Here is an 18223-nt window from a genome sequence, read left to right on the forward strand (position 1 = left end):
ACGCTCCCTGCGGAGGGGAGCCTCACGTCCCCGGGGCGCTGCGCTTTACGCCTGCCCGGGCAGGCGGTAATCGACGCGATCATGGCAGAGCGCAAAGTCCGCATCCTCGTGGCGAAGCCCGGCCTGGACGGCCACGACCGCGGCGCCAAGGTCGTCGCCCGGGCGCTCCGCGATGCGGGCTTCGAGGTGGTCTACACGGGCTTGCACCAGACCCCCGACATGATCGCCTCCGCCGCCGTGCAGGAAGACGTCGACGCCGTGGGGCTGTCGATCATGTCCGGAGCGCACAACACCCTCTTCCCCGCCGTCCTCGAGGCCCTCCGCAAGTACGGCGCCGAGGACATCGTGGTGTTCGGCGGGGGCATCATCCCGGACGAGGACATCGCGCGCCTCCAGGACGCCGGCGTGAAGGGCGTCTTCACCCCCGGGACCACCCTGAAGAGCATCGTGGAGTGGGTCCAGACCCACGTGACCCCCCACGGCTGACCGCCGCGGCGGCGCGCGTCCCCACTCTCCCCCACCGCGCGCGCCCCCCACGCTCCTCCACCGCACGCCACCCCGCCGGACCTCCTCCCGGGCAGCCGGCTCGCTGAGCCCTCCCGGGCAACCGGCGTAGACCTGCCTGTCGGGGCGCGACGTCATGCGGCCAGGGCGGCGATCCGCCTCGCTTCCTTTCCGCCTTGCCAGCGTCCGCCTGCGGCGGTCGCGCAACCCTCCGAACGGCTCCCCACTTCCTCCCACGGACCTGGGTCTGCCGCCGGATCGCGATAATTCGCGTTGTTTTGTTGGGTATTACCTTGGGCGCAGATGTCCTACATAGGTGGTGGATGAGGTCCAGAAATCTCCCAAACTGTTGACACTCGGCACCTCCCTCCGTAGCGTGGCGGAGCTTCGTGGGAAGAAGTGGCAGAGAATGTCACGACGCGGCGTGCACCCGGTGGAGCAACGCGGCGCCAAGCCCTCGGCGGGACAGGCCAGCCGGAGCTGGGGTCGATGAGCACGATGTTTCGCGGTCACTTCGAGCACGCGATCGACGCGAAAGGGCGCACGAGCCTCCCTTCGCGCTTTCGCGATGTGCTCGCGGCCGCGAACGACCTGCGCATGGTCATCACCCCGGCCCTCTTCGACCCCTGCCTGCACGCGTATCCGATGAAGGCCTGGGAGGAGCTGGAGGCTAAAATTGCAGCGTTGCCACAGTTCGATTCCAACGTGGTCGCATTCCGCCGCCGCTACCTGTCCGCGGCCGTCGAGTGCGACCTCGACAAGCAGGGCCGGATCCTCATCCCGCCGTCGCTCCGCGAGCACGCGAGCCTCACGAAGGACGTGCTGTGGGCGGGGATGGGACAGACGATCGAGCTCTGGTCAGCGGAGCGGTGGAAGGCCGCTCAGCAGATGAGCGAGGTCGAGCTTCAGAGCTTCAAGACAGCAATCGCGGAGCAGTTCCGCCTATGAACGTCGTCAATGTAGTCCCCATGCACCTGCCCCCTCCGCCGCCGCGCCCGCGCGGCGAGCAGCACGTCTCCGTCCTCGGCCGCGAGGTGCTCGCCGCCCTCTCACCGGTCAGCCAGGGCGTCTACGTCGACGCGACGCTCGGCGCTGGCGGCCACACCGCGACGATCCTCGAGACGCCCGGCACCCGGGTCATCGGGATCGATCGCGACGAGCGCGCCCTCGCCATCGCGCGCGCCCGGCTCGCCCGGATGGGGGACCGGGTGACTTACGTTCACGGCGCGTTCTCCGAGATCGAGCGGCACCTCGCCGCCCTCGGCGTCCCTCAGGTGGATGGGCTCGTGGCCGACATCGGCGTGAGCTCCATGCAGCTCGACGACCCGGCCCGCGGCATGAGCTTCCGCACCGAGGGGCCGCTCGACATGCGGATGGACCCGAGCCGCGGCGAGACGGCGCTCGAGCTCATCGAGCGGCTCGACGACGAGGAGCTCGCGGACCTCATCTACCGCTACGGCGAGGAGCGCCGCAGCCGGCGGGTCGCCCGCTGTATCAAGCAAGCGGCCGAGAGCGGCGAGCTCGAGACGACGCTCGATCTGCGGCGGGCCGTGGTGCGGGCGGTCGGGCCGGCGCGCATCGGCGGCGTCGATCCGGCGACGCGTACGTTCCAGGCGCTGCGCATCGCCGTGAACGGAGAGCTCGACGAGCTCGAGGCGCTGCTCGAGGCGGCGCCCAGGATCATCGCGCCCGGCGGCGTGCTCGCGGTGATCTCGTTCCACTCGCTCGAGGACCGCATCGTCAAGCGCGCGCTCCGCGAGCCGGAGGTCTGGCAGCCGCTCACGAAGAAGCCGGTGACCGCGGGCGACGACGAGATCGCCGACAACCCGAGGGCCCGCAGCGCGAAGCTCCGCGCCGCGCAGCGGGTCTCCGGCGAGGCGCTCGCGTGACGCAGCAGCGCCCGTTCCTCGTGCTCTGGACGCTCGCGGTGGCCGCGACGGTGGCGGCGTTCGTCGTGCACCTCGCCCTGAGGGGGCGCACGGTCGACCTCGGCTACCGGCTCGGTCGGGCGCGCGCCGAGCAGGCGCGGCTGCGCGAGGTCAAGCGGGTGCTCTCGCTCGAGGCGGCCAGCTACGAGACGCCGCAGCGCGTGGAGATGGTCGCCCGCTCGCTGCTCGGCATGACGCCGCCCCCGCCCGAGCGGGTCATCCCGGTGCGGGGCTACACGGCGTCGCCCGAGCGCGATCCGACGAGCGAGGAGGCCGGCAGCGCGCCGCCGGGCGGGGGGCGCCGGGAATGAGGAACCTCGACCCCCGGCGCGCGCGGTGGATCCGCATCCGCATGGGGCTGCTCTGCGGTCTCATGGCGCTCGGCCTGGGCGGCGTCGTGTCCGGCGCCTACCGCATCGAGGTCGAGGACGGCGACGCCTGGTACGACCTCGCGGAGCGGCAGCGCCAGCGGCGGCTCCACATCACGCCGAAGCGCGGCACCATCTACGACCGGAACGGCGCGCCGCTCGCGGAGAGCGTGGAGGTGCCCAGCGTCTCCGTGGACGCGGTCGAGATGCTCCGCGGCGTCGACGAGCAGTACGTCCCGATGCGGATCCAGCAGTACGCCGAGCGCATCGCGCAGGCGCTCTCGCTGCCGGCCGAGGACGTGGTGGAGAAGCTCAGCCGGCGGCGCCGCTTCGCCTGGCTCAAGCGCCGCGTCTCGGAGCAGGAGGTCGAGCGCGTCCGCGCGCTCGGGGACCGGACGCAGCGCTACCCGGTGCGCGGGCTCGTGATCGAGGGCGAGGGGCGCCGCTTCTACCCGAACCGCGAGCTCGCCGGCCCGCTGCTCGGCTTCGTCGCCACCGACGGCGAGGGCAAGGAGGGGATCGAGCTCAGCCTGGAGCACGAGCTCCGCGGCAATGCATCGGAGGTGCGCGGGCTCCGGGATCGATCGGGCCGGCTCATCTTCTCCGAGGGGATCGAGGACGAGCAGGCGCTCGCCGGGCACAACGTCCACCTCACGATCGACAAGGGCATCCAGTTCACCGTCGAGCGCGAGCTCGAGGCGGCGATGAAGACCTACGAGGCGATCGGCGGCTCGATCGTGGTCGTCAACCCCGAGAACGGCGAGGTCCTCGCCATGGCGAGCTCCCCGGGGTTCAACCCGAACGACTACTCGCAGAGCGATCCGGGGTCGCGGCGCAACCGCTGCGTCGTCGATCGCTTCGAGCCCGGCTCCACGGTGAAGATGTTCGCCATCGCGAGCGCGCTCGCGGCGAAGAGCGTCTCCCCGAGCGCGACCATCTACTGCGAGGAGGGGAACATGGCGATCGACAACGTCGTGATCCACGACACGCACGTGCACAAGTGGCTGACGCTGCCGCAGATCCTCAGCCAGTCGTCCAACATCGGCACGGCGAAGATCGCGCTCGGGCTCGGCGAGCAGCGGCTCTACGAGGGCTTGCGCCGGTTCGGCTTCGGGGACCTGACCGGCGTGCCGCTGCCGGGCGAGTCCGTGGGCGTGCTCCGGCCGCGCGGCCGCCCCTGGGTGCAGGTCGAGACGGCGTCGGCCGCGTTCGGCCAGGGGATCAGCGTGACCACGCTGCAGCTCACCATGGCCGCGGCGGCGATCGCCAACCGCGGGCGGCTGCTCGAGCCCATCCTGATCAAGCGGATCACCGACGGCACAGGCGTCACGCTGTCGGAGCCGTCGCCGCGCGTGCGCCGCGACGCGGTGCCCGCGTCGATCGCGCGGATGGTGTCGGAGATGCTCGTCGCGGTGACCGAGGGCGACGGGACCGGCGTCGAGGCGGCCATCCCGGGCTTCCGCGTCGCGGGCAAGACGGGCACGGCGCAGAAGATCGATCCCGCGACGGGCAAGTACACGGACACCCACTACGTGGCGTCATTCGTCGGGTTCGTCCCGGTCGAGCGGCCGCGGCTCGCCATCGCGGTGGTGCTGGACGAGCCCCTGGGCGGCACCTACGGCGGCGGCTCGGTCGCGGCGCCCGTCTTCCGGCGGGTCGGCGAGATGGCGCTGCGCTACCTGGGCGTTACCCCGCGCGGGAGCGTGCCGATGAAGCTGTCGGAGGTCGCCGAGCAGTCGGGCGAGGACATCGCGGCGAACACCTACCAGGTGCTGAGCGAGGCGCGCGCCGCGGCGGCGCCGAGCTCGACGGGGGTGGTAACGCCGTCGGCGCCGCTCAAGACGGGGGAGCTGCGCGTCCCCGATCTCACCGGCCTGCCGCAGCGCGAGGCCGTGAGGAGCGCCGCGACGCTCGGGCTCGACCCGAGCGTCGAGGGCACGGGGAGGCTCACGCGCCAGGAGCCCCCGCCCGGGACCGTGCTGCCCAAGGGATCGCCCCTGAAGCTGATCTTCGAGCCCCCCACATGACAGCGCGCGACCCCAAGGAGGCCGGCGTGGCCGAGGTCGAGCTCGCGCTTCGCCTCGGCGATGTGCTGCGCGAGATCCCGGGCGCCGCGCTCTCTCCCGCCGGCGCCGCGGACCTGCTCGTGACGGGCGTGCACCTCGACTCGCGCAAGGTGGGGCAGGGGGACATCTTCGTCGCGCGCGCGGGCGCGCGGGTGCACGGCGAGCGCTTCATCCCCGAGGCCGTCGCGCGCGGCGCGCGGGCGATCATCCTCGCGCGTGGGAGCACGGCCGACACGCTCGGCGCCGCCCGCGTCGAGGTGCCCGACGTGCCGCTCGCGCTCGCCCTGGCGGCCGCGGTGGCCTACGGGCACCCGGCCTTCACGCTCGAGGTCGTCGGCATCACCGGCACGAACGGCAAGACGACGACCGCCCACCTCGTGCAGGCCTGCATCGACCGGTGCGGCGGTCGGGCCGGGATCGTCGGGACGCTCGGCTACCGCTTCGACGATCTCGACGTCCACGCCTCGCACACGAGCCCCGAGGCGGACGAGCTCGCGCGCGTCGCCGCCGCGATGGTCGACCGCGGCGCGACGCACCTCACGATGGAGGTCTCGTCGATCGCGCTCGCCGCGAAGCGCGTCGACGCGGTCCGCTTCCGGATCGCGGTCTTCACGAACCTCACCCAGGATCACCTCGATTACCACGGCACGATGGAGGCCTACGCGGAGGCGAAGGCGCGCCTGTTCGTGGATCTCGGCCCCGGCGCCGCGGTCATCAACGTCGACGATCCGTTCGGGAGGCAGCTCGTCCAGAGGATCGCCCCGGGCGGGCTCTCGCGTCCGGCGGCGTCGACGCTCGCGCGCTACTCGACGGAGGTGGGCGCCGGCCCGGACGCGGCGGAGATCGCCCCCGTCGAGCTCGCGCACGACGCGCGCGGCATCTTCCTCCGCGCCCGCACGCCCGCCGGCGAGGTCACCATCCGCTCCCACCTGCTCGGCGCGTACAACGCGTCGAACCTGCTGGCCGCCCTCGCCGTGGCCTACCTGCTCGGGTTCGACGTCCACGACGCCGCCGCGGCGCTCTCGTCGCCGATCCAGGTCGCGGGCCGCATGGAGCGCTGCGACACGCCGGGCGTCGACGATGTGATCGTGCTCGTCGACTATGCCCACACGCCGGACGCGCTCGCCCGCGTGCTCGCGAGCGTCCGCGCCCTCGGCGGCGGGCGCATCTGCTGCGTCTTCGGGTGCGGCGGCGACCGCGATCCGCTGAAGCGGTCGCGGATGGGCGAGGCGGTCAGCCTCGCCGCCGACGTCGCCATCGTGACCAACGACAACCCGCGGAGCGAGGATCCGCGCGCGATCGCCGGCGCCATCCTGCCGGGCCTCGCCGCCGGGCGCGCGCGCGTCGTCGTCGAGCTCGATCGAGCGCGCGCGATCGAGCGCGCGGTGCTCGACGCCGAGCCCGGGGATCTGGTCCTCATCGCGGGCAAGGGCCACGAGCCGTACCAGATCATCGGCGGTGTCACGCTGCCGTTCGACGACCGCGACGAGGCGCGCCGCGCGCTCGCCACCCGCCGCGCTCGGGCCCAGGCCGAGCGGCAGCCGCGCGGAGGTGCGGGATGATCTACGAGCTCTTTTACCCGCTCAAGTTCCACTACGGCTGGCTGAGCTGGCTCAACGTCCTGCGCTACATCCCGTTCCGCACGATCATGGCGACGATCACCGCCATGGTGCTGACGTTCGTGCTCGCGCCGTGGTTCATCCGCGAGCTCCGGCGCAAGCAGATCGGGCAGGTGGTCCGCGCCGAGGGGCCGGAGACGCACAAGATCAAGGCGGGCACGCCGACGATGGGCGGCGCGCTCATCCTGCTCTCGCTGCTGCTCCCCACCGTGCTGTGGGCCGACCTCAGGAACCCGTTCGTCCTCGCGACGACGGCGGTGACCGCGGGCTACGGCGTCATCGGCTACCTGGACGACTTCCTCAAGATCAAGCGGCGGAGCAGCGGCGGCCTGCCGGGCCGCTACAAGCTCATCGGCCAGGTGCTCATCGGCGGCGCGGCCGTGGCCTACACGTTCCTGCTCGCGTCCAAGCTCCCGCCGGACTGGGTGGAGATCAGGACGCGGCTCTCGATCCCGTTCGTCGCGTTCTCGAAGTTCCCGATCGAGCTGCCGCTCTGGGCCTACGTCCCGTTCGCCGTCTTCGTCGTGGTCGCGACGTCGAACGCCGTGAACCTCACCGACGGCCTCGACGGCCTCGCGATCGGCCCGGTGATCATCAACGCGGGGACCTACCTCATCCTCGCGTACATCGTCGGCGCCTCCATCGCGAACTTCTCGCTCGCGACTTACCTCGACATCCCGGCGATCGCGTCGGCCGGCGAGCTGTCGGTGTACTGCGGCTCGGTCATCGGCGCGGGGATCGGCTTCCTTTGGTACAACACGTACCCCGCGCAGGTCTTCATGGGGGACGTCGGGTCGCTCGCCCTCGGGGGCGGGCTCGGGATGCTCGCCGTCTTCACGAAGAACGAGCTCCTGTCGATCATCCTCGGGGGGATCTTCTTCATCGAGACGGTCAGCGTCATCACGCAGGTCCTCTCGTTCAAGCTCACCGGCAAGCGCGTCTTCTTGATGGCGCCGATCCACCACCACTACGAGAAGAAGGGGTGGGCGGAGCCCAAGATCATCGTCCGCTTCTGGATCATCTCCATCCTCCTGGCGCTGGTCTCCCTGGCGTCGATGAAGCTGCGCTGAGGGCATGATGGACGTCCGCGGGCGAACAGTGATCATCGTCGGGCTCGGTCGGAGCGGTGTCGCGGCTGCGCGCCTCTTGCTGGAGCGCGGCGCGCGCGTGATCGCGAACGACGGCGCGCCGCGCGAGCGGCTCTCCGCCGCGGCAGCGTCCCTCGAGGCGGAGGGCGCTGTCCTCGCGCCGGGCGGGCACGACCCGGCGCTGTTCGACGTCGCCGACCTCGTGGTCGTCTCGCCGGGCGTGCCGTCCTTCCCCGCGCTCGATGCCGTCGCGCGCTCCGGGCGCGAGGTCATCGGCGAGCTCGAGCTCGCGTCGCGCTTCGTGTCGGCGCCGATCGTGCTCGTCGGCGGGACCAACGGCAAGAGCACGACGACGGCGCTCACGGGCGCGATGCTCGAGCGGGCCGGCCTCCGCACCTTCGTCGGCGGCAACTTCGGGATCCCCCTCGCCGAGGTCGTCGGGGAGGCGTGGGATGTGCTCGTCCTCGAGATCTCGAGCTACCAGGCGGAGCGCGTCCCGACGCTGCACGCCCGCGCCCATGCCCTGCTGAACATCACGGACGATCACCTCGATCGCTACCCGAGCTTCGCGGCGTACGCCGACGCGAAGGGCAACCCGTTCGAGCGCATGACGCCGGAGGATGTCGCGGTCGTGCCCTTCGGCGACGCGCTCGCCGCCGGCCAGGCGGCGCGCGGGCGCGCCCGCGTCGTGACGTTCAGCGCGCGCGACGCCCGCGCCGACGTCAGCGCCCCGGGCGGCGCGATCGTCGACCGCGTCACCGGCGCGAGCTACCCGCTGGATCGCGTCCGGCTCACGGGCGCGCACAACCTCGCGAACGCCTGCGCCTCCGTCGCGCTGGCCGCCGCGCTCGGCGCCCCCGCGTCGGCGATCGCCGACGCGCTCGCGCGCTTCGAGGGGCTCCCGCACCGGACCGCGCTCGTCGCGGATGTCGAGGGCGTCCGCTACTACGACGACTCCAAGGGGACCAACGTCGGCGCCTCGGTCGCCGCGCTCACCGGCCTGCTCGAGGCGAGGGCCGTGCTGATCGCGGGCGGGCGCGACAAGCTCGGCGACTACGCGCCGCTCGTGGCCGCGCTGCGCGAGCGGGGGCGCGCCCTCGTCGTCCTCGGCGAGGCGGCGGACCGCATCGCCGCCGCGGCCGACGGCGTTGTGCCGATCGCGCGGGCCGGCTCGATGGATGCAGCGGTCCTCGCCGCGCGGGCGCTCGCCCGGCCGGGCGACGCGGTGCTGCTCAGCCCCGCGTGCTCCAGCTTCGACATGTTCCGCGACTACAAGGATCGCGGCGACGCCTTCGTCCGTGCGGTGGGCGAGCTCCAGCGAGCTGCCGGCGGGGCTGCCGGGGAGGTGCCGTCGTGATGTCGTGGAGCGACAGGTTCGGCGCGCGCGGCGACGCGCCCAAGAACCGGCACATCGGCCCCTCGGAGCAGGACAAGTCGGCGCCGGGCGCGGTCGTGGCGGCCGCCGAGGCGTTCTGGAAGGGGCGATCGAGCCCCTCGGGGCCCGTCGACGCCCTCCTCGCGGCGGTCGTCACGGCGCTCATCGGCTTCGGCGTGGTGATGGTCTACAGCGCGAGCGCGGTCGAGGCGACGGTGCGCTACAAGGACGCGCAGTTCTTCCTCAAGCGCCAGGCCGCCTACGCGGTCCTCTCGATCGCCACGATGTGGATCACGAGCCGCATCGATCATCGCCGGCTCAAGGTCCTCACGTACCCGGTGCTCATCGCCGTGACCGGGATGCTCATCGCCTGCGTGGTGGGGCTCGGCCACAAGGCGGGCAACGCCTACCGGTGGATCGCGCTCGGCCCGGTCCACGTGCAGCCGGCCGAGGTGGCGAAGCTGGGGATCGTCCTCTGGCTCGCCTACTCGCTCTCCAAGAAGGCCGACCGCATCAGGTCGTTCTCCGTCGGCTTCCTCCCGCACCTCCTCGTGGTCGGGATCCTGATGCTCCTCTGCCTCAAGCAGCCCGACTTCGGCAGCGCGGTCGTGCTGCTCTTCCTGACCTTCACGCTGCTGTTCGTGGCGGGCGCGCGCGTCCCGTACATCGCCGCGTTCTCCATGCTGCTGGCGTTCGGCGGCGCCGCGCTCGTGCGCTTCAGCGGCTACCGCTACGCGCGCTACCTCGCGTGGATCGACATGGACAACAACCGCGCCGACCTGGCGTACCAGCCGTTCCAGTCGGTCATGAGCTTCGGCTCCGGCGGGGTCTTCGGCCTCGGCCTCGGGCGGGGGCTGCAGGTGCTGTACCTGCCGGAGGCGCACACCGATTTCGTGTCGGCGATCGTCGGCGAGGAGCTCGGCTTCGTCGGCATCGTCGGCCTCTGCACGGCGTACCTCGTCATCGTCTCGCGGGGCGTGAAGATCGCCCTCGAGGCCGACGACGATTACGGCAGCTTCATGGCGTTCGGCATCGCGACGCTCTTCGGCGTGCAGGCGATGACGAACCTCGCCGTCGCGATGGCGATCCTCCCCACGAAGGGGCTCACGCTGCCGTTCGTCAGCTACGGTGGCTCGTCGCTGCTCGTGAACGCCGCGGCCGCGGGCATCCTGCTCAGCATCAGCCGGTCGCGGACCCCAGTGGCCTCCCAGCAGCGCAGCGCGGCGGGCGCTTCGCCCGTCCCGAACGCGCCGAGCGCGTCGGCCGTGGTCGTCGCGTCGGCCGAGGAGGGCGGCGCATGGTGACCGTCCTGATCGCCGGAGGCGGCACCGGCGGCCACGTCTTCCCGATGGTCGCCGTGGGCGACGCCGTCCGCGCCGCGGCGCGCGACGAGGAAGCGCGCGTCGTCTACGTCGGCACCGCGCGCGGCATCGAGGCGCGCGTCATGCGCGAGCGCGGCGACACCCTCGAGCTGCTCCACGTCCTGCCGCTCCGCGGGGGTGGCCTCTCCGGCTTCGTGCGCGGCGCCGTCCGCGCGGGCCGCGTGCTCCCGGAGGCGAGGCGGCTCGTCGAGCGGCTCGACGCCCGCGTGGTGCTCTCGCTCGGCGGGTACGCGGGCGGTCCGGTCTCCCTCGCGGCGGGCTCGCTCGGCGTGCCGGTCGCGATCCTGGAGCCGAACAGCGTCCTCGGGCTCTCGAACCGGCTCCTTTCGCCCATCGTCGATCGCGCGTACATCGCCTTCCCGGAGACGGCGCGCGCGCTGCGTCCGAGCACGGTGCGTCTCTTCGGCGTCCCGCTCCGTCGCGCCTTCGCCCGCGCGCCGTACGCGCCGCGCGAGGGCAAGCTCCGCCTGCTCGTGCTCGGCGGCAGTCAGGGCGCGCTCGCCCTGAACGACATCGTCCCGCGCGCGATCGCGCAGGGCCGCGAGCGCGGCGTCGACCTCGACGTGGTGCACCAGACGGGCAGGGACCGAGAGGCCGCCGTCCGGTCGCTCTACGCCGAGCTCGGCCTCTCCGGGCGCGCGCGCGTCGTCCCGTTCATCGACGACGTGGCGGAGGCGCTCGCCGCGGCCGACGTCGTGATCGCCCGCGCGGGCGCCTCGACGCTCGCCGAGCTCTGCGCCGTCGGGCGCCCGTCGATCCTGATCCCCTACCCGTTCGCGGCCGACGATCACCAGCTGAAGAACGCGCAGTCCCTCGAGCGGGCCTCCGCCGCGGTGGCCATCGCCCAGGCCGACGCCACCGAGGCGCGCCTCGCCGGCGAGATCGCCCGCCTCGCGGCGGCCCCGGCGCTCCGCGCCCGCATGGCGGACGCCGCGGCGGCCTTCGCCACGCCGGACGCCGCGGCGCGCGTCGCCGCCGATCTGCTCGAGCTCGCGCGAGCTCCGCGCCACCGCGCGCTGCGCTTCCCCGTCCTCGGCGGTCGCGCGGAGCGCGCAGGGGAGGCGCCGCGCCGCGCCGCGATGAACGAGGCCGCGCCGCGCGGTGCTGCCCTCGGTCGGGAGGAGGCAGGCTGATGTTCCGCGGTCGCGTTCGCCACGTTCACTTCGTCGGCATCGGGGGCGTCGGGATGAGCGGCCTCGCCGAGATCCTGCGCTCGCTCGAGTTCGAGGTCTCCGGCTCGGACCTCAAGGAGAGCTCGACGACGCGGCGGCTCACGTCGCTCGGCGTCCGGATCGACATCGGCCACCGCGCCGAGAACGTCTGCGGCGTCGACGTCGTCGTCTACTCGAGCGCCGTCCGGCCCGATAACCCCGAGCTCACCGAGGCACGCGCGCTCGGGATCCCGGCGATCGGGCGGGCGGAGATGCTCGCCGAGCTGATGCGCGTGAAGTACGGCGTCGCGATCGCGGGCTCGCACGGCAAGACCACCACGACCTCCCTCGTCGCCACCGTCCTGCGCGCCGCCGGCCTCGATCCCACCGTCGTCGTCGGCGGCAAGATGGCGGCGCTCGGCACGAACGCGCGGCTCGGCGCCGGCGACCTGCTCGTCGCCGAGGCCGACGAGAGCGACGGCTCGTTCCTGCGGCTCACCCCGACGATCGCGGTCGTCACCAACATCGACGCCGAGCACCTCGATCACTACGGCACGCACGAGCGCATCAAGGACGCCTTCGTCGAGTTCGCCGCGCGCGTGCCGTTCTACGGGCTCGCCGTGCTCTGCCTCGACCACCCGCACGTCCAGGATCTGCTCCCGCGCATCCCGCGCCGCCACGTGACGTACGGCGTCTCGCCGCAGTCGGACTACTCCGCGCGCGGCATCCAGTTCCGCGGCCTCGAGACGAGCTTCAACGCGTACCGCCGGGGGGAGCCGCTCGGCGGCTTCACGGTGAAGATGCCGGGCGCGCACAACGTCCTGAACTGCCTCGCCACGATCGCCGTCGCGGACGAGCTCGAGGTGCCGCTCGACGTCACCAAGCAGTCGCTCGCCACGTTCGGCGGCGTCGCGCGCCGCTTCTCCGTCGTCGGATCCATCGGCGGCGTCACGCTGGTCGACGACTACGGCCACCACCCGGCCGAGATCCGCGCCACCGTCGACGCGGCCCGGCGCGCGTTCCCGGGCGAGGAGCACCGCGTCGTCGTGGCCTTCCAGCCGCACCGGCACACCCGCACGCGCGATCTCTACGACGAGTTCACGCGCGCCTTCAACCAGGCCGACGTGCTGCTCGTGACGGACATCTACCCCGCCGGCGAGGCGCCGATCCCCGGCGTCACCGCCGAGCGCCTCGTCCAGTCGATCCGGGAGCACGGCCACCACGACGCGCGCTTCGTCGCGGACAAGGCCGACCTCCCGGAGGCCCTCGAGCAGATCGTCCGGCCGGGCGACGTGGTCATCGCGCTCGGCGCGGGCGACGTGAACGCCTGCGTGCGGGAGCTGAAGGCGCGGCTCGAGGCGAAGACCCCGCCGCGGGAGGGCAGCTCATGACCGAGCGCCCGAGCGCCCCGCCGCCGAACCGTCGTCGCGCGTCGACGCCGGTGCCCGCGGCGCCGCCTGGTCGGGCGGCGTCCGCGCGCGGCTCGAAGCCGGAGCCCGTGGCCCCGGCGCGCGCGCCGAAGAACGCGCGCGTGCGCGCGGCGTCCCCGTCATCGCACGAGTCGCCCGCCCCGCCCGCGACCAGCGTCTCCGTGCGCCCGCCGCGCGCGCCGGTGAAGGGCGGCTCGCCCGGAGAGGCCCGCCCTGCGCGGCCGATGTCGCGCCACTTCCGCGCGCTCCAGCTCCTCGCGGGCGCCGCCGTCGTGCTCATCGCCTCGACCGCGGTCGCGTGGGGCGCGCGGCGCTACATCGTGTCGAGCCCGCGCTTCGCCGTGCGCACGGTGCTCATCGACGGCGTCCAGCGCCGCACCGCCGAGCAGGTAGCGAGCTCCGGCGGCATCGAGGTCGGCAAGAACATCTTCACGCTCGATCTCGAGCTCGCCAGCGCCTCGATCTCCACCGATCCCTGGATCGAGAAGGCGACGGTCACCCGCAAGCTCCCCTCGACGATCCACGTCAACGTCGTCGAGCGGGAGGCGCAAGCCCTGGTCGCGATCGGCGGCGATCTCTACCTCGCGACGCGCGATGGCGAGCTCTTCAAGGAGCTCGCCGAGGACGATCCGGTCGATCTCCCGATCGTCACGGGGATCACCGGCGAGCAGGTGGCGCGGGATCGCGCAGGCGTCGTCATCGCGGTGCGGCGCCTGCTCGACGTGGTCGAGGACATGGAGCGCGCCGGCCTCGCCCGCCGCTATCCGATCCAGGAGCTCCACGTCGAGCGGGACGGGTCGGTCGTCATCACCATCGGCAAGGAGGGGATCGCGCTCCACGTCGGCCAGCCGCCCTACCGCGACAAGGTCGGCCAGGCGGCGCGGGTGCTCACCGAGCTCGCCCAGCGGAAGGCGAGCGCGTCGGTGATCTTCCTGGACAACGACGCGCACCCCGAGCGCGTCGTGGTGAGGATGAAATGACCGCCGCCGCGCCCGCTCTCTGCGTCGGTGATCGCCGAGCAAAACTTGGCCGGTGCTGCTGGCTCATGGCAGCGTCGTGCCCGCCTGACACGCGCATGGGGCTCGTCCCCGCATGAGGTGGTGCACGCAATGAAGAGCCGGATGGAGACTACTGAGATCGTCGTCGGCCTGGACATCGGGACGACCAAGGTCTCGGCGGTCGTGGGCGAGATCGACGCGGATGGGATCACCATCCTCGGGGTGGGCAACGTCCCGTGCCGCGGCCTGCGAAAGGGCGTCGTGAGCAACATCGACTGGACGGTCCGGGCGATCGCCGAGGCGATCGAGGCCGCGCAGACGATGGCGGGGGTCGAGATCCGCACCGTCTATGCCGGCGTCGCGGGCAGCCACATCCGCTGCCAGCAGTCCGACGGCGTCGCCGCGGTCTCCGGCGGCGAGGTCACCCGGCTCGACGTCGAGCGGGTCCTCGAGGGCGCGCGGGCCATCCCGGTCGACGCCGATCGCCAGATCATGCACGTCTTGCCGCGCGAGTTCATGGTCGACAACCAGGACGGCATCCGCGATCCGGTCGGCATGAGCGGCGTCCGGCTCGGGGTCAAGGTGAACCTCATCACCGCCGCGACCTCGTGCGTGCAGAACGTCGTCCGCTGCGCGGAGCGCTGCGGCCTCACCGTGGCCGACGTCGTGCTGGAGCCGCTGGCCAGCGCCGAGGCGGTGCTCTCGGAGGACGAGAAGGAGATCGGCGTCGTCATCATCGACATCGGCGGCGGTACGACCGACCTGCTCCTCTACGTGGACGGCGGCATCGCGCACGCCAGCGTGATCCCGGCGGGCGGCAACAACGTGACCGCGGACATCGCCGCCGGGCTCCGCACGCCGATGGGCGAGGCCGAGCGCCTGAAGCGCAACGTCGGCTGCGCCCTCGGCCGCATGGTCGGCGACGAGGAGGAGATCGAGGTCCCCGGCGTCGGCGGGCACCTGCCGCGCAAGGCGTCGCGCCGCGTCCTGTCGGACATCATCGAGCCGCGCGTCGAGGAGATCTTCGCCGTCGTCCGCAAGCGGATCGAGGACACCGGGATGCTGGAGCAGCTCTCGGCCGGCGCGGTGCTCACCGGCGGCGGCGTCCTGATGGAAGGGATGACGGAGTTCGCCGAGGAGATCCTCGGGATGCCGGTGCGCCTCGGCGTGCCGGTCGGCGTGCGGGGCATCACGCAGCTCGTGGCCGGCCCGCAGTACGCGACCGGCGTGGGCCTCGTCCAGTACGGCGCCAACGCGCTCGCGCAGGCGCGCGCGCTCACGCCGGTGACGCTCGAGGCCGCTCACGCCGGCCGCGCGGAGAGCCGCCGCGAGAAGCTCCGAGAGCGCGAGTCGCGCCGTGAAATCGTCGAAGAAATGTCGATTGAAAAGAGGTCGAGCGGAAGGTTCTGGAACTGGCTCCGAGCAGCATTCTAGGCATGACGTAGCAAGAGAAAGTTGTTAGAGAAGTGGGTTTGAGAGGGTCGGAGAACGCACCGGCGTTCCCTCTTGAGCGCAGAGTCAAGAGGGTTTGAAAAAACGGCGTTCGAAGGGGAAGAGGCGCCCCTCGGAACGCCGTCCGGAGCGAGGACGTCCTCGCGCATTGAGGGTTCCGTGCCGCTCGACCACCGCGAGGGTCGGCGCCGGGCCGAGCGGCTAGCTGTACATCCCCGGGAGGAGTTCATGAGTTTCTCCATCGAGTTTGCCGACGAGCACACCGGGTACGACGCCCGGATCAAGGTCATCGGTTGTGGCGGTTCTGGCGGCAATGCAGTCAACACGATGATCAACTTCGGCCTCGAGGGCGTGGAGTTCATCGTCGTCAACACGGACGCTCAGGCGCTCGGCGCGAGCCTGGCTCCGACCAAGCTCCACATCGGGGCGAGCGTCACGCGGGGTCTCGGCGCGGGCGCCGATCCCGAGAAGGGGCGCAAGGCGGCGCTCGAGGACGTGACCCGCGTGAAGGAGTGCATCCAGGGCGCGGACATGGTGTTCGTCACCGCGGGGATGGGCGGCGGCACGGGCACGGGCGCCGCGCCGGTCATCGCGCAGCTCGCGCGCGAGGAGGGCTGCCTCACCGTCGGCGTCGTGACGAAGCCGTTCTTCTTCGAGGGCAAGCAGCGCTCGCGCCGCGCCGAGCTCGGCCTCGCGATGCTCGCGGAGCACGTCGACACGCTGATCACGATCCCGAACCAGAAGCTCCTCTCGCTGGGCGACGAGGACCTCTCGTTCGTCGAGGCGTTCCGCAAGGCGGATGAGGTCCTCTACCAGGCGATCAAGGGCATCAGCGATCTCATCACGCAGAACGGGATCGTGAACGTCGACTTCGCGGACGTGAAGACGGTCATGTCCAACATGGGCCGCGCGCTCATGGGCACCGGCTGCGCGAAGGGTCAGGGCCGCGCTCGGCTCGCCGCCGAGATGGCGGTCAGCTCGCCGCTGCTCGACGACATCTCGGTCGAGGGCGCGACGGGCGTGCTCATCAACATCGTCGGCGGCCCCGACATGCGGATGCGCGAGATCGAGGAGGCCGCGACGCTCGTGCAGGAGCAGGCGCACGAGGACGCGAACATCATCTTCGGCGCGACGATCGACGAGAACATGGGCGAGATGATCAAGGTCACGGTCATCGCGACCGGCTTCGATCACCTCGTCGCCGAGGTCCCCCAGCAGTACGCGAGCGCCGCGCAGCCCCGCGCCACCGCGCACTCCATCGGCGCGTCGCTCGCCGCGGCGGCCGGGCCGATGTCGGCCCGCTCCGCCCCGAGCGCTCCTCCCATGACGCAGCGCCAGCCGCACCGTCATGAAGAGGTCGCGTACCCGACCACCCGCCGGCCCGCGCCGCAGGTGCAGTCGGCCGGCGGCGGCCCGCGCGACCGCGCGAGCTTCGTCCCGCCGCTCGACTCCGACTGGGACACGCCCGCGTTCCAGCGCCGCGGCCAGTAGCAGCGCCGCGGTCTGCACGGAAGACCTCGCGACGCACAGCCCACCGTGGGCGTTCACGCTGTATTACGCGTTGACAGGCGCGGGCGAGGACTTATGGTCTGCCGGCGCCTATGCCCCCTGTCGGGCAGGATCGACGCGGCGGTCCACGATTCATGAGTGAAAAGCGCGACTTCTACGAAGTTCTTGGCCTCGCTCGAGACGCGACGCCTGACGACATTCGCAAGGCCTATCGTCAGGCTGCGTTGAAGTATCACCCGGACCGAAACCCCGGCGATGCATCGGCGGAGTCTCGCTTCAAAGAGGCCACCGAGGCGTACCAGGTCCTCTCCGACGAGGAGAAGCGCGGGCGGTACGACCAGTTCGGGCACGCCGGCCTCGAGGGGATGGGCGGCGGGGCCGACAGCGACATCTTCTCCCACTTCCAGGACATCTTCTCGGAGTTCTTCGGCGGCTTCGGCGGCGGGCAGCGCCGGCGGCGCGGGCCGGCGCGCGGCCAGGACATCCGGGTTCAGCAGCGGCTCTCGCTGCGCGACGCCCTGCTCGGCTGCAAGCGGGAGGTCGTCCTCCGCACGCCGGTGGCGTGCGAGGAGTGCTCCGGCTCGGGCGCGAAGCCGGGGACCAAGCGCAAGCCGTGCGGTACATGCGGCGGCGCCGGTCAGGTCTCGACCTCGCGCGGCTTCGTGATGTTCACCCAGACCTGCCCCGAGTGCTCGGGCGAGGGGTCGGTCATCAAGACGCCGTGCGCCATCTGCAAGGGGTTCGGCGCCGTCGAGAAGACGCGGAAGGTCGTGGTGAACTTCCCGGCCGGCATCGACGGCGGCCAGCGGCTGCGGGTACCCGGTCAGGGCATGCCGGGCGCCCAGGGCGCGCCGCCCGGCGATCTGTACGTCGACGTCGATCTCGCCGCGGACGAGCGCTTCGAGCGCGACGGCCTCGACCTCATCACGCGGGTGCCCATCCCCTTCGTCGACGCGGCGCTCGGCAGCACGGTCAAGATCGACCTGCCGGACGACACGACGGTCGACGTCGAGATCCCGGCGGGCGTCCAGCCCGGCGAGGTGATCTCGGTCAAGGGCAAGGGAGCGCCCCGGATCGACGGCCGCGGCCGCGGCACGCTCCAGGTGCTCATCCAGGTCGAGGTGCCGCGGAACCTCTCGCCCGCGGCGCAGGAGCTGCTCCGCAGGTTCCAGGACGAGGTAGCGAAGAACCAGCCGGCGGCGAAGGCGGCGACCGCGTAGCGCAGGTCGCGCGAGACCCGGGCCGCGCCAGGCGGACCGCCGGGGGGCGGGGGAAAGCGCCGGGGGAGGCGCGATCCGGGCCGCGCGCGCATCTTGCCGCAATGCGGCGGCCCGGAGCCCTGCAGGGGCTCGG

15 protein-coding genes are annotated in these 18223 nt (G+C 72.2%); all 15 read left to right on the forward strand.

The features are described from left to right. Positions 1-81 precede the first annotated feature (81 nt). Positions 82-486 carry a cobalamin B12-binding domain-containing protein gene (locus tag WMF17_RS08800; protein ID WP_437601517.1) on the forward strand — a complete coding sequence of 135 codons (405 nt, stop codon included), beginning with the start codon at positions 82-84 and terminating at the stop codon, positions 484-486. Between the two features lie 507 nt (positions 487-993). Next, complete coding sequence (mraZ, locus tag WMF17_RS08805) at positions 994-1452, forward strand: division/cell wall cluster transcriptional repressor MraZ (RefSeq protein WP_437601518.1); 459 nt, start codon at positions 994-996, stop codon at positions 1450-1452. Beyond that, positions 1449-2393: a 16S rRNA (cytosine(1402)-N(4))-methyltransferase RsmH gene (rsmH, locus tag WMF17_RS08810; RefSeq protein WP_437648908.1), complete on the forward strand. Its 945-nt coding sequence runs from the start codon at positions 1449-1451 to the stop codon at positions 2391-2393. Before mraZ ends, rsmH begins: the two co-directional genes overlap by 4 nt. After that, positions 2390-2743: a hypothetical protein gene (locus WMF17_RS08815; RefSeq protein WP_437601520.1), complete on the forward strand. Its 354-nt coding sequence runs from the start codon at positions 2390-2392 to the stop codon at positions 2741-2743. Before rsmH ends, WMF17_RS08815 begins: the two co-directional genes overlap by 4 nt. Then, positions 2740-4827 carry a penicillin-binding protein gene (locus tag WMF17_RS08820; protein WP_437601521.1) on the forward strand — a complete coding sequence of 696 codons (2088 nt, stop codon included), beginning with the start codon at positions 2740-2742 and terminating at the stop codon, positions 4825-4827. Before WMF17_RS08815 ends, WMF17_RS08820 begins: the two co-directional genes overlap by 4 nt. Further along, entirely contained in the window at positions 4824-6428 is a 1605-nt protein-coding gene (locus WMF17_RS08825) for a UDP-N-acetylmuramoyl-L-alanyl-D-glutamate--2,6-diaminopimelate ligase (RefSeq protein ID WP_437648909.1), read from the forward strand. Before WMF17_RS08820 ends, WMF17_RS08825 begins: the two co-directional genes overlap by 4 nt. Beyond that, the gene (gene mraY / locus WMF17_RS08830; RefSeq protein WP_437601523.1) at positions 6425-7555 is read left to right on the forward strand and encodes a phospho-N-acetylmuramoyl-pentapeptide-transferase; all 1131 of its coding nucleotides are present in this window, start codon (positions 6425-6427) and stop codon (positions 7553-7555) included. The genes WMF17_RS08825 and mraY overlap by 4 nt, the downstream gene beginning before the upstream one ends. A 4-nt stretch (positions 7556-7559) precedes the next feature. Beyond that, positions 7560-8930: a UDP-N-acetylmuramoyl-L-alanine--D-glutamate ligase gene (murD, locus tag WMF17_RS08835; RefSeq protein ID WP_437648910.1), complete on the forward strand. Its 1371-nt coding sequence runs from the start codon at positions 7560-7562 to the stop codon at positions 8928-8930. Further along, positions 8930-10252, forward strand: a complete 1323-nt coding sequence (gene ftsW, locus WMF17_RS08840) for a putative lipid II flippase FtsW (protein WP_437604227.1) — start codon at positions 8930-8932, stop codon at positions 10250-10252. The genes murD and ftsW overlap by 1 nt, the downstream gene beginning before the upstream one ends. Further along, positions 10246-11463, forward strand: a complete 1218-nt coding sequence (murG, locus tag WMF17_RS08845; RefSeq protein ID WP_437601525.1) for an undecaprenyldiphospho-muramoylpentapeptide beta-N-acetylglucosaminyltransferase — start codon at positions 10246-10248, stop codon at positions 11461-11463. Before ftsW ends, murG begins: the two co-directional genes overlap by 7 nt. Beyond that, on the forward strand, positions 11463-12872 hold the full coding sequence (gene murC / locus WMF17_RS08850) for a UDP-N-acetylmuramate--L-alanine ligase (RefSeq protein WP_437601526.1): 1410 nt from the start codon (positions 11463-11465) through the stop codon (positions 12870-12872). Before murG ends, murC begins: the two co-directional genes overlap by 1 nt. Continuing rightward, a complete protein-coding gene (locus WMF17_RS08855) occupies positions 12869-13891 on the forward strand; it encodes an FtsQ-type POTRA domain-containing protein (protein WP_437601527.1) in 1023 nt (340 codons plus the stop codon). The genes murC and WMF17_RS08855 overlap by 4 nt, the downstream gene beginning before the upstream one ends. 129 nt (positions 13892-14020) lie before the next feature. After that, a complete protein-coding gene (ftsA, locus tag WMF17_RS08860) occupies positions 14021-15343 on the forward strand; it encodes a cell division protein FtsA (protein ID WP_437601528.1) in 1323 nt (440 codons plus the stop codon). Between the two features lie 246 nt (positions 15344-15589). Next, positions 15590-16852 (forward strand): cell division protein FtsZ, encoded by a 1263-nt coding sequence (gene ftsZ / locus WMF17_RS08865; RefSeq protein WP_437601529.1) that lies wholly within the window; start codon positions 15590-15592, stop codon positions 16850-16852. 152 nt (positions 16853-17004) lie between these two features. Further along, entirely contained in the window at positions 17005-18090 is a 1086-nt protein-coding gene (gene dnaJ / locus WMF17_RS08870; RefSeq protein WP_437601530.1) for a molecular chaperone DnaJ, read from the forward strand. Positions 18091-18223: the final 133 nt, after the last annotated feature.

The organism is Sorangium sp. So ce362, assembly GCF_051519845.1.
Taxonomy (GTDB): Bacteria; Myxococcota_A; Polyangia; order Polyangiales; family Polyangiaceae; genus Sorangium.

Coding starts and splice junctions, on each gene's coding strand:
- WMF17_RS08800 (WP_437601517.1), top strand. CDS start 82: ATGGCAGAGCGCAAAGTCCGCATCCTCGTGGCGAAGCCCGGCCTGGAC.
- mraZ (WP_437601518.1), top strand. CDS start 994: ATGAGCACGATGTTTCGCGGTCACTTCGAGCACGCGATCGACGCGAAA.
- rsmH (WP_437648908.1), top strand. CDS start 1,449: ATGAACGTCGTCAATGTAGTCCCCATGCACCTGCCCCCTCCGCCGCCG.
- WMF17_RS08820 (WP_437601521.1), top strand. CDS start 2,740: ATGAGGAACCTCGACCCCCGGCGCGCGCGGTGGATCCGCATCCGCATG.
- WMF17_RS08825 (WP_437648909.1), top strand. CDS start 4,824: ATGACAGCGCGCGACCCCAAGGAGGCCGGCGTGGCCGAGGTCGAGCTC.
- mraY (WP_437601523.1), top strand. CDS start 6,425: ATGATCTACGAGCTCTTTTACCCGCTCAAGTTCCACTACGGCTGGCTG.
- murD (WP_437648910.1), top strand. CDS start 7,560: ATGATGGACGTCCGCGGGCGAACAGTGATCATCGTCGGGCTCGGTCGG.
- ftsW (WP_437604227.1), top strand. CDS start 8,930: ATGTCGTGGAGCGACAGGTTCGGCGCGCGCGGCGACGCGCCCAAGAAC.
- murG (WP_437601525.1), top strand. CDS start 10,246: ATGGTGACCGTCCTGATCGCCGGAGGCGGCACCGGCGGCCACGTCTTC.
- murC (WP_437601526.1), top strand. CDS start 11,463: ATGTTCCGCGGTCGCGTTCGCCACGTTCACTTCGTCGGCATCGGGGGC.
- WMF17_RS08855 (WP_437601527.1), top strand. CDS start 12,869: ATGACCGAGCGCCCGAGCGCCCCGCCGCCGAACCGTCGTCGCGCGTCG.
- ftsA (WP_437601528.1), top strand. CDS start 14,021: ATGAAGAGCCGGATGGAGACTACTGAGATCGTCGTCGGCCTGGACATC.
- ftsZ (WP_437601529.1), top strand. CDS start 15,590: ATGAGTTTCTCCATCGAGTTTGCCGACGAGCACACCGGGTACGACGCC.
- dnaJ (WP_437601530.1), top strand. CDS start 17,005: ATGAGTGAAAAGCGCGACTTCTACGAAGTTCTTGGCCTCGCTCGAGAC.